Origin of the sequence: Isoptericola cucumis, from assembly GCF_014635665.1 — a bacterium.
Classification (GTDB): domain Bacteria; phylum Actinomycetota; class Actinomycetes; order Actinomycetales; family Cellulomonadaceae; genus Isoptericola; species Isoptericola cucumis.
In genome coordinates this window covers 418217-428984 of sequence record NZ_BMDG01000003.1, presented here as the reverse complement: position 1 = coordinate 428984, position 10768 = coordinate 418217, and the positions used below count along the sequence as shown (strand labels likewise).

10 protein-coding genes and 1 other RNA gene are annotated in these 10768 nt (G+C 76.4%); 4 read left to right on the top strand and 7 right to left on the bottom strand.

Annotation, left to right across the window (positions count from 1 at the left end; all coding sequences use genetic code 11):
• Positions 1–430: 430 nt before the first annotated feature.
• Positions 431–827: RNase P RNA component class A (gene rnpB / locus IEW03_RS06210), an RNA gene on the bottom strand.
• A 51-nt stretch (positions 828–878) separates the two neighbouring features.
• Positions 879–1262: a tautomerase family protein gene (locus IEW03_RS06205; RefSeq protein WP_188522764.1), complete on the bottom strand. Its 384-nt coding sequence runs from the start codon at positions 1260–1262 to the stop codon at positions 879–881.
• A 79-nt stretch (positions 1263–1341) separates the two neighbouring features.
• On the opposite strand from IEW03_RS06205, the gene IEW03_RS06200 reads away from it, so the two are divergent.
• Positions 1342–2169 (top strand): YaaA family protein, encoded by an 828-nt coding sequence (locus tag IEW03_RS06200; RefSeq protein WP_188522763.1) that lies wholly within the window; start codon positions 1342–1344, stop codon positions 2167–2169.
• Between the two features lie 23 nt (positions 2170–2192).
• Here the strand turns inward: IEW03_RS06200 and IEW03_RS06195 are convergent, their stop codons facing one another.
• Genes IEW03_RS06195 through IEW03_RS06185 form a run of 3 tightly spaced genes read right to left on the bottom strand, consistent with a single transcriptional unit; the run spans position 2193 to position 4558 of the window.
• A complete protein-coding gene (locus IEW03_RS06195; RefSeq protein ID WP_188522762.1) occupies positions 2193–2897 on the bottom strand; it encodes a histidine phosphatase family protein in 705 nt (234 codons plus the stop codon).
• On the bottom strand, positions 2897–3643 hold the full coding sequence (locus IEW03_RS06190; protein ID WP_188522761.1) for a zinc ribbon domain-containing protein: 747 nt from the start codon (positions 3641–3643) through the stop codon (positions 2897–2899). The genes IEW03_RS06195 and IEW03_RS06190 overlap by 1 nt, the downstream gene beginning before the upstream one ends.
• A 36-nt stretch (positions 3644–3679) precedes the next feature.
• Complete coding sequence (locus IEW03_RS06185; protein WP_188522760.1) at positions 3680–4558, bottom strand: Nif3-like dinuclear metal center hexameric protein; 879 nt, start codon at positions 4556–4558, stop codon at positions 3680–3682.
• Positions 4559–4621: 63 nt separating this feature from the next.
• On the opposite strand from IEW03_RS06185, the gene IEW03_RS06180 reads away from it, so the two are divergent.
• On the top strand, positions 4622–5032 hold the full coding sequence (locus tag IEW03_RS06180; RefSeq protein WP_188522759.1) for an ArsR/SmtB family transcription factor: 411 nt from the start codon (positions 4622–4624) through the stop codon (positions 5030–5032).
• The gene (locus tag IEW03_RS06175) at positions 5029–6717 is read left to right on the top strand and encodes a SulP family inorganic anion transporter (protein ID WP_188522758.1); all 1689 of its coding nucleotides are present in this window, start codon (positions 5029–5031) and stop codon (positions 6715–6717) included. Before IEW03_RS06180 ends, IEW03_RS06175 begins: the two co-directional genes overlap by 4 nt.
• Before the next feature lie 12 nt (positions 6718–6729).
• On the opposite strand, the gene IEW03_RS06170 is transcribed toward IEW03_RS06175, so the two are convergent.
• Entirely contained in the window at positions 6730–8541 is a 1812-nt protein-coding gene (locus tag IEW03_RS06170; RefSeq protein WP_188522757.1) for a bifunctional 3'-5' exonuclease/DNA polymerase, read from the bottom strand.
• 37 nt (positions 8542–8578) lie between these two features.
• A complete protein-coding gene (locus IEW03_RS06165) occupies positions 8579–9238 on the bottom strand; it encodes a phosphotransferase (protein ID WP_188522756.1) in 660 nt (219 codons plus the stop codon).
• Between the two features lie 113 nt (positions 9239–9351).
• Between IEW03_RS06165 and IEW03_RS06160 the strand changes: the two genes are divergently transcribed.
• Entirely contained in the window at positions 9352–10743 is a 1392-nt protein-coding gene (locus IEW03_RS06160; protein WP_188522755.1) for a dihydrolipoyl dehydrogenase family protein, read from the top strand.
• The last annotated feature ends 25 nt before the right edge of the window (positions 10744–10768 follow it).

Below are 10768 nucleotides of genomic sequence, written 5' to 3'. Positions count from 1 at the left end.
GGGACCTCGACCCATCTCCCGACCCGGTCACGGCACCGCTGCTACACCCTCAGATCGGATGAGCCGCTTTGCCGTCCGTGAGACGACCGCCACTGGAACAGCCGACGCCCTGCCACGCAGGGAAGTCGGACTCGCCCACATCTACCTCCCACGGGAGGGGCAGCGTCGGCGTCGTGTGCCAGCTCGGGGCGGGTCGCTGGCCGGCGGAGTCGCCTCGCTGAGCGAGGCGCAGAGCACGAGGGGGGCCTGGGGGAGTTGGAGGCGAACCGCACCGCGGTCCGCGACTGGGCCTACGTGGAGTGATTCTCACCCCCGGAGACAAACCTGATCCGACGACGACGCTCTGGAAGTCCCAGCAGAAATTCTTGCGGACACTCCGCGGACTGGGCCACCCTGCGCACCATAAAGCCGCAGGTCAGACCGTGTGGAGCGGACGAGCCGGTCTGTACGCCGGGTTCTGTTCCCGCGCCCGGTTGCCCCGGCACGGGCGACGGTCATCCATCTAGGCCCTGCGTTGCCGCAGGGCTCGAGCGGTCTACCCGACTGCGCTTCTCCGCAGAGAATCGGGCGGGCCGCCCTCCAACACAGTCTGTCTGACCTTGCTCCAGGTGGGGTTTACCGAGCCGCGACCGTCACCGGCCGCGCTGGTGGTCTCTTACACCACCGTTTCACCCTCACCGCCACCGGTCTCCCGGCGACGGCGGTCTGTTCTCTGTGGCACTTTCCCGCGGGTCACCCCGGGTGGCTGTTAGCCACCACCTTGCCCTTCGGAGCCCGGACGTTCCTCGGCACCGGTTGCCCGGTGACGCGACCGCCCGACCGACTCGTCCGCGCCGCACAGTCTATCGGCCGGACGCCGTCCGGCGGACCGTCCGCCGTCAGACGTCGACGGCGTAGCTCAAGGTCAGCTCGTCGCCGGACCGGCCACGGATGCCCCAGCTCTCGGCGGGCGACTCGATGACGACCAGCTCCAGGTCGTCGGCGGCCAGGCCGAGGGCCGGCGCGACGTCGTCGTACATCCGCCGGACCAGCTCGCGCTTCGCCTCCCGCGACCGCCCGGCGAACGCCACGACCTCGATCATCAGGTAGCTCTCCGACCGCGGCGCGACGAGGTCGCCGTCCTCCAGCAGCAGGAAGCGGTGGAACCGCTTGTCGTCAGGGATCCGCCAGGCCCCGACCAGCGCCGCGTGCAGCGCGTCGGACACCTCGGACCGACGCTCGCCCCAGACCCGACGGTTGCCGTAGACCTTCACCTGGACCATGCGCGACGACGCTAGCGGTGACCGACGCCACTGTCACCGGCCTGTCCGGCAGCCGAGAACGCCGCCGTAGGGTGTCGGGGTGCTGATCTGCCTGCCGCCCTCCGAGGGCAAGACGCCCGCGCCCGACGGCGCGGCCCCCGTCGACCTCGCCCGCCTCACGGGCGCCGCGCACCTGACGGCGCAGCGGGGCGCCGTGGCCGAGGCGCTCGCGGCGGTCAGCACCCGCCCCGACGCGACCACGGTGCTCGGGGTCGGCGCGTCGCTCGGCCCCGAGGTCGAGCGCAACGCCGACCTCAAGTCCGCCCCGGCCGCACCCGCCGCGCAGGTCTACACCGGTGTGCTGTACGCGGCGGCGGGCCTCGCCGACCTCACCGGTGACGCCGCCCGCCGCGCCGCCGAGGACGTGCGCGTCTTCTCGGGCCTGTGGGGCGTCGTCGCCCCGGACGACCGCATCCCCGCCTACCGCCTGTCGATGGCCGTCGACCTGCCCGGCGTCGGCAAGCTCGCTACCGCGTGGCGCCCGCACCTGGCGGCGGCGCTCGACGGTCGGGCCGCCGGCGACGTCGTCGTCGACTGCCGCTCGGTCGCGTACCTGGCCGCCTGGAAGCCCGACACGGCCGCCGCCGACTGGGTCACCGTGCGCGTCGTGCGCGAGACCGCCGGCCGGCGCGCCGTCGTCTCGCACAACGCCAAGCACACCCGCGGGGTGCTGGCCGGCCACCTGCTGCGGCGCCCGGCCGCCCCGCCGCGCACGGGCGAGGAGCTGCTCGACGCCGCGCGCGAGCTCGACGGCCAGGTGATCGGCACCGAGGTCGGATCGGGCCTGAGCTACCGCATGCTCGAGGCCACGCTGCACGACGCCGCCACCCGCCGCGGCCCCCGCACCCTCGAGGTCGTCATCTCCTGAGGGCACCGCACCGCCCGGCCTCGCTAGCGGTCGGTCGGGTAGCCCACGGTGGTGACCTCGGCGACGCCGACGTCGCCGTCCGCACCCTCCGTCGCGGGACCGAGGCGCAGGACCGTCAGCGAGCACGGCGGCACGCGCAGCCGCGGCCAGGTGGCCGGTGGCGCGTCGAGCGCGCGGCCGACGAGGGCGCGGATCGTCACCGTGTGGGCGACGACGACCGTCGTGCTCGCGGCCGGCGCGGCGGTCACCACGTCGCGCAGGCCCGCCCACCCGCGCTCGCCCACGTGCGCGTACGACTCCCCGCCGGGAGCGGGAGCGGTGCCCGTGGTCGCCCAGGCGCGGAACTCCTTCGGCCAGCGCTCGGCGATGCGGTCGGGCGTCATCCCCTCCCACTCGCCGAAGACGCACTCGGCGAAGCGGTCGTCGGTCCGCACGTGCTGGCCGATCCGCCGGCCCACCGCGGCCGCCGTCTCGAGCGTGCGCACCATGGGCGAGGCCACGAGGGAACCGGCACGCGGCAGGTCGGGCCACAGCCCCGTGCCGATCCGGAACACCGCGTCCGCGGCCCGGGCCGCCTGGGTGCGGCCGTGCGCCGTCAGGGACGGGCCCGGCACGCCGCCGCCGGAGTAGGCACGCACGTCGGTCAGGGGCGTGACTCCGTGCCGGACGAGGACCACCGTCCGCACGGCCTGCGTGTCGAGCGGGCTCGCCCCGGAGGGCCGGGCCATCAGGCCGCGGCGGCGTCGTCGAGACGCACGAGGATCCGACCGCACTCCTCGCAGCGCACGACCTGCTCGGGCGCGGCCGACCGCACCGCGGCCAGGTCGCCCGCGTTCAGCTCGAGACGGCAGCCCTCGCAGCGGCCGCCGCGCAGCGCCGCCGCGCCCGTCCCGCCGAGCTGGCCGCGCAGCCGGTCGTACAGGGTGACCAGGCCGGCGTCGAGGTCCGCGACCGCCGCGGCGCGCTCGGTGGCGACCTGGCGGCCGGTGGTGTCGATCTCGGCCCAGGCCGCGTCGCGCTCGGCCACGGCCTCGTCCCGGGCGGCCACGAGCTCGGCGTGCGCCGCCTCGACCTCGGCGAGCGAGCCCTGGTGCGCCTCGAGACGCTCCATCACCTCGAGCTCGGCGTCCTCGAGGACCGACTGGCGCCGGGCCAGCGACTCGAGCTCGCTCACCAGAGCCTGCGAGTCCTTGGCGGACAGCGCGCCCGAGTCGAGCTTCTGCTGGTCGCGGTCGGCACGCGTGCGCACCTGCGCGACGTCGGCCTCCGCCTTGGCGACCTCCCGCTCCAGGTCGGTCACGGCCGTGCGCGAGTCGACCAGCGAGCCGTGCAGGTCGGCGATGCGCTTGTCGAGCTCGGCGATCGTGGCCAGGGACGGGTGGGAGCGGCGCTGGTGCGTGAGCTGCTGCAGCCGCGTGTCGAGGGCCTGGACCTCGAGCAGTCGGCGCTGGTCCTCGGGCGGTGCGGTGGCCACGGGCGGGTCCTCTCGTGAAGTTCAGGTGGTTCGGGGTCAGCGGCCGGGGCTCGCGAACCGCGCGGTCCAGGGGTCGGTGCCCCGGGTGCTCACCCTCGTGGTCACCGTACCGTCTGGGACGCGCGCCCGGAGCCGCTCCGTGAGGTCCTCGGCGGCGTAGGCGAGCCAGGGCCACTCGCTCGCGAAGTGCGCGACGTCGACCAGGTACGGCGTGCCGTCGTGGACGCGCTCGAACGCCGCGCGCTCGCGCAGCTCCGACGCGGGGTGGTGGCGCAGGTCCGCCGTGACGTACACGTCGACGCCGGCCTCGCGGACCGCGTCGAACAGGGAGTCGCCCGAGCCTCCGACGACGGCGGCCGTCGTCACCGGGGCGTCCAGGTCCCCCGCGACGCGCACGCCCTGGGCCGTCGCGGGGAGCACCTCCGCGACGTGCCGGGCGAACTCCCCGAGCGTCGTGGGCCCGGACAGCCGCCCGACCCGGCCGATGCCGCGGTCGTCGTCCCCCTCGCGAGCCACCAGCGGACGCCGGTCGACGATGCCGACGAGGTCGGCGAGCGCGTCGGCGACGCCGCGCGGTGCCGCGTCCGCGTTGGTGTGCGCCACGTGCAGCGCGCAGCCGGCGGCGAGCAGCCGGTGCACCACGGCCCCCTTGAAGGTCGTGGCCGCCACCGAGTGCACGCCGCGCAGGAACAGCGGGTGGTGCGTGACCACCAGTTCGGCGCCCCAGGAGATCGCCTCGTCCACGACGTCCGCGACCGGGTCGACCGCGAAGAGCACCTTGCGCACCGGTGCGGCGGGGTCGCCGGCGACGAGCCCGACCGCGTCCCACCCCTCCGCGGTCGCCGGCGGGTACAGCTCGTCGAGGACGGCGACGACGTCGCCCAGCGTGGGCGTGCCGGTGGCGGGGGAATCCATGCGCACGACCCTAACCGCGCGCCGCCAGGGAATCCTGGCTTTAGCATCTGCTAAAGTCGTTGGATGGACACGCGGCCCCTCTACGGCATCAAGGCCGAGCTCTTCAAGAGCCTCGCGCACCCGGCGCGCCTCCAGGTGCTCGAGGTGCTGGCGGCCGCGCCCGGGCTCAGCGCACCTGTCTCCCGGCTCCAGGAGGTCACCGGCGCCGAGCCGTCCGCCCTCTCGCAGCACCTCGCCGTCCTCAAGCGCGCTGGCGTCGTGACGTCCACCCGCGCCGGGAACGCCGTCGAGTACCGGCTCACCGAGCCGCTCGTGGCCGAGCTGCTCGTCGTCGCCCGCGCCTTCCTGCTGCACCGGCTCGCCGGCGACACCGACGCGGAACGGCTCGCCGCGGCCCGCGACCTGCCGGCCCTGCCGGGAGCGAGCGCCCGCACCGTGCTCGACGCGGCCGGCACCCGGGCTCCCACCCGATGACGCTCCGGCTGCCCGACGTCCGCGACCTGCTCCCCCGCCGCGACGACTACGACCTGCGGCCCCGCACGATGTGGGCCGACCTCGTCGCGGGGCTGACCGTCGGCGTCGTCGCCCTGCCGCTCGCCCTCGCGTTCGGCGTCAGCTCCGGCGTCGGGCCCGCCGCCGGGCTCGTCACCGCCGTGATCGCCGGCGTGGTGGCGGCGGTGCTCGGTGGCTCCCGGTTCCAGGTCTCCGGGCCCACCGGGGCGATGGCCGTGGTGCTCGCACCGATCGTCGCCCAGCACGGGCTCGCGTCGGTCGCGCTCGTGACCGTGCTCGGTGGGGTGGTCGTCCTCGTCGCGGGCCTGCTGCGGCTCGGGCGCGTCGTCACCTTCATCCCGTGGCCGGTGGTCGAGGGGTTCACGCTCGGCATCGCCGCGATCATCTTCCTGCAACAGGTCCCCGCCACGGTCGGCGTCGACGGCGCCGTCGGCGGGAACACGCTGGTCACCGCGGTCCGCTCGGTCGGCGAGGCGGCCGCACGACCCGGCGCCGCCGCCTGGGCCCTCGCCGTCGTCGCCCTGGTCGCAGCCCTCATGCTCGCGCTCCCCCGCCTCTCCGCGGCCGTGCCGGCGTCCCTCGTCGCGGTCGTCGTCGCGACGGTCCTCGCCGAGGCGACCGGCGCACCGCTCGACCGCATCGGCGCGCTGCCCGACTCGCTGCCCGTCCCCACGCTCCCCACGGCGAGCGCGTCGGCGCTCGGCGACCTGGCCGGCGCCGCCCTGGCCGTCGCCGCGCTGGCCGCCATCGAGTCGCTCCTCTCCGCCCGGGTCGCGGCGTCGATGGCGCCCGAGGGCTCCGTCTACCAGCCGGACCGCGAGCTCGTCGGGCAGGGCATGGCGTCGGTCGCCTCCGGGCTGTTCGGGGGCATGCCCGCCACCGGCGCCATCGCGCGGACCGCCGTGAACGTGCGCTCCGGCGCGCGCACGCGGCTCGCCGCCGTCGTGCACGGTCTGGTCATCCTCGGGGTCATCTACCTCGCCACCGGACCCGTGTCCCGCATCCCGCTCACCGCGCTGGCCGGGGTGCTCATGGTCACCGCGTTCCGGATGGTCGGCGCCGGGACGGTCCGCGCCGTGCTGGGCTCCACCCGTGCGGACGCCGTCACCTTCGTCGTGACCGCCGTCGTCACGGTCGCGTTCGACCTGATCCAGGCCGTGCAGATCGGCCTCGTCGTGGCTGCGTTCTTCGCGCTGCGGCACGTCGCCCGCGCGTCGTCGGTGCATCGTGAGCCCCTGCCCGGCCCCGCCGAGCCGGGCGACGAGCGCATCGCGCTCTTCCGCCTCGACGGCTCCATGTTCTTCGGCGCGTCGGAGCGCGTGCTCACCGAGGTCACGGACGCGTCGGTGCGGGGCGACGTGGCCGTGGTCGTGCTGCGCCTGTCCCAGGTGGGCATGGTCGACGCGACCGGCGCCCGTGCGCTGGCCGAGCTGGTCGGCGCCCTCGAGCGCGAGGGGATCACGGTGCTGGTCAAGGGTGTGCAGGGCCGCCACCTCCGGCTCCTGACCATGGTCGGCGTGCTGGACCGGCTGCGGCACGAGAGGCACCAGTTCGACACCCTGGACGACGCCGTCGAGCACGCCCGGTCCCACGTCCGGCGGGCCGCGGAGGGCCGCGACGTCCCGCAGCTCGACGGCCGGCGCTGACCGGGCCGGCGATCACTTGGCGTCGGCGTAGCTGTCCACGGCGGCCACGGTGAGCGGGAAGTCCACCGGGAAGTCGCCGAAGAGCAGCCGCCCCGCCTCGGCCGCGGCCTCGCGCACCTGTGCGGCGACCTCGTCGGCCATGGACGCGGGCGCGTGCACCACCACCTCGTCGTGCAGGAAGAAGACCAGGTGCGGCCGGTCGGCGAAGGGCGCCGGCGCGAGCCCGTCGGCCGCCGCGCCGGCGCCCATCGCCCACAGCCGCCGCCTGATCGACGCCAGCCAGCACAGCGCCCACTCGGCCGCCGTCCCCTGGACCACGAAGTTGCGCGTGAACCGCCCCCAGGACCGGGTGGCGGACCGGGCCCGGGCCGCGGCGTCCGCGCCGGCGTCGTCGTCGAACGCGCCGGCCTGGGCCGCGTCCCACTCGCTGCCGGGGGCGGGCGAGCTCCGCCCGAGCCGGGTGGTCACGACGCCCCCGCGCTCCCCCGTGCGCGCCGCGTCCTCCACGAGGGCGATCGCCCGCGGGAAGGTGCGCGCGAGCCGCGGCAGCACCTGCCCGCTCGCGCCCGTCGTCCCGCCGTACAGCGCGCCGAGCATGCCCACCTTCGCCAGGTCGCGGGTGGCGACGGCACCCGACGCGACGATGCCCGCGTACAGGTCGCCGTCGCGCCCGGCGCGTGCCATCGCCTCGTCGCCGGACATGCCCGCCAGGACCCGCGGCTCGAGCTGTGCCGCGTCGGCGACGACGAGGCACCAGCCCGGGTCGGCGACCACGGCGCGGCGCACCGCCCTCGGCAGCTGCAGCGCTCCCCCGCCGCTGGACGCCCACCGGCCGGTCACCACCCCGCCCACGACGTACTCCGGTCGGAAGCGCCCGTCCGCCACCCACGTGTCCAGCCAGTGCCAGCCGTTGGCGGTGAGCAGCCGGTAGAGGTTCTTGTACTCCAGCAGCGGCTCCACGACGGGGTGGTCGACCTTCTCCAGCTCCCACTTGCGCAGGCTCTTCGCGCCCACCCCCGCGTACTGCATGGCCTTGAGGAGGTCGGGATGGGAGTCGGGGTTGAGGGTCGGCGGGGCGTCGAGGGCGTCGCGGATGCGCCCCACGAGCTGCTCCAGCCGCGCCGGGCGCCGCCCCTCCGCGGGCCGGGGGCCGAGGGCCTCGGTGAGGATCGCGCCGTGCACGTCGGCGCGCCACGGGAGGCCGGCGTGCCGCATCTCCGCGGCGACCAGGGCGCCCGCCGACTCCGCGGCGAGCAGCAGCCGCAGGCGCCCGGGCTCGGCGGCCGACGCGACCACCGCGTCCTGCGAGCGCAGCGCGGCCAGCGGGTCCGGCACGGGCTCGCCCGCGGGCCCTGGCGGGACGCCGCGGCGCGGCGACGGGGCGGACGCGGCCAGGTCGAAGAGGGCGTCCGGCTGCGGCGCCCGCGCCCCGGCGGCGCCCGGCCCGACGACGTCGGGCACGACCGGCGCGTCCCACGGCCCGGGCGGCGCCGCCGCGACGTCGGATCCCGCGGCGAGCGTGGAGTGCCGCAGGATGCGGTGCGCGAGGCGCAGGTCGTGGGCGCGGTCCACCCGCGCCCCGGCGGCCAGCAGCGGCGGGTACCAGCCGGTCGTGTCGTCCCACGTCCAGCGCGGCGGCGTGCGGGGCCCGCCGGCCTGCGGGTGCTGGGGGTCGAACCGGGATTCGACCCGGGGCTCGAGCCGGGCGACGACGTCGGGCAGGTCGGCGGCCGCGACCGTCCGCACCTCCGGCGCGGGGCCGTCGTCCGGCACGACGACGACCCGCGCGCGGTCGGCGGGCTCACGGGCGAGGACGACGTGCACGCGCCCATCCTGCCGCGTGCCACCGACGCGGCGAGCCTCAGGCCGGCCGGGACGCGAGGGCCACGGCCTCGTCCAGCCGTGCGAGCTCGTCGCCCGTCATCATCGGGTTGGCGCGGCGCAAGGCGAGAGCCTCGTCCAGGTGGTCGAGGTAGTCCGACCCCGCGGCGGCGACGAACGACGCGAGCATCGTCGACGTCGCCCGGAAGGCGGCCCCCGCCGGCAGGTCCCGCAGCGGGGTGGCGTCCGGCGAGAGGGCCGCCTGCGCGCAGACGAGCGCCGTCATCGCGACGTCGAGCCCCGCGGGCCCGGGGCGCGCGTCGGTCCAGTCGATCACCACCGGCCCGCGCCGGGCGAGGACCACGTTGAACGGGTGCAGGTCGAGGTGCAGCAGCGTGCCGCCCTCCCACGGCAGCGCGTGCAGCCGCGAGTGCAGGTCGGCCAGGAGGACCCCGCCGGCCGCCGCGTCGTGACCGCCGTCGAACACGGCGCTCCCGAGCGACGGCCCGTCCAGCCGTTCGAGCACGAGGTCCGCGCCCTCGACGCCGAGGACGGCGGGAGCGGGGAACCCCGACGCCACGACGGCCGAGAGCAGGTCGGCGTCCGGGGCGGCCGGGCGGCCGTCGCGGTAGCGCCGCAGCACCCGGTCGTCGTCGAGGGCGAAGACGTCCGCGTCGCGGCCGGCGGCGAGCAGCTCCATCGCCACAGCGTGCCAGACCGCGGGGGGGTTCGACGGGCGTCGCCGGCGCCGTTGTGGTGCGCTGGCCCTGGTCGCCCACGCGGCCAGGACCTCGAGCACGCGACGGAGGAGCGATGACGACCGAGACACCTGTCGAGCCGGTGGACGTGGTGGTGATCGGGACGGGCCCCGGCGGCGAGGACGCCGCCGCCCGGCTCGCCCGCGCAGGGCTGGACGTCGTGGCGGTGGAGGCGCGGCTCGTGGGCGGCGAGTGCCCCTACTACGGCTGCATCCCGACCAAGATGATGGTGCGCGCCGCCGACGCGCTCGCCGAGGCGCGCCGCGTCGCGACGATCGCCGGGCGGGCCGACGTCCACCCCGACTGGGAGCCCGTGGCACGCCGGATCCGCGACGAGGCGACCACCGGCTGGGACGACACCGCGGCCGTCGAGCGCCTCGAGTCCGCCGGAGGCCGGCTGGTCCGCGGTCGCGGGCGGCTGGCCGGACCGGGCGAGGTCGTCGTGACGACCGCCGACGGCGAGCGCCGGCTCCAGGCGCGCCGCGCCGTCGTCCTCAACCCCGGCACGGAACCGCTCGTGCCGCCGATCGACGGCCTGGCCGGCACGCCGTACTGGACGAACCGGGAGGCCGTCGAGGCCGCCGAGGCGCCCGCCTCGCTGACCGTGCTGGGCGGAGGGGCGATCGGCTGCGAGCTCGCCCAGGTCTTCGCGAGGTTCGGCACGGCGGTCGAGGTGATCGAGGCGGGCGAGCGGCTCGTGGCCGCCGACGAGCCCGAGGCGAGCGACCTGGTGGCGGCGCGGTTCGCCGCCGAGGGCATCGGCGTGCGCACCGGCACGAGCGCCCGGCGCGTGTCGTACGACGACGGGTCCTTCGTCGTGCACCTCGACGACGGCACGCAGGTCACGTCCGAGCGCCTGCTGATCTCCACCGGCCGGCGCACCGACCTCGCCGCCCTCGGCGTCGCGTCCGTCGGGCTCGACGAGCACGCCCGCACCATCACCGTCGACGACCGCCTGCGCGCCGCCGACGGCGTCTGGGCGATCGGCGACGCCACGGGCCACGGCGCGTTCACGCACGTGTCGATGTACCAGGCGAGGATCGCCGTCGCGGACATCCTGGGCGACGGCGACGAGCGCGCCGACTACCGGGCCGTGCCGCACGTGACGTTCACCGACCCGGAGGTCGGCGCCGTGGGCCTCACCGAGGCCGCCGCCCGCGACGCCGGCCTCACGGTGCGCACCGGGGTCACCGACCTGGCGGCGTCGTCGCGCGGGTTCGTGCACGGCCCGGGCAACGAGGGGCTGATCAAGCTGGTGGAGGACGCCGACCGGGGCGTGCTGGTCGGCGCCACGGCCGCCGGGCCGGCGGCGGGCGAGATCCTCGCCGTGCTCACGCTCGCCGTGCACGCCCAGGTGCCGACGGCGCAGCTGCGCCGGATGATCTACGCCTACCCCACCTTCCACCGCGCGATCGAGTCAGCCCTCGCCGACCTCGACGAGGGCTGACCCTGAGGCGGGCTGCCGCGCAGCG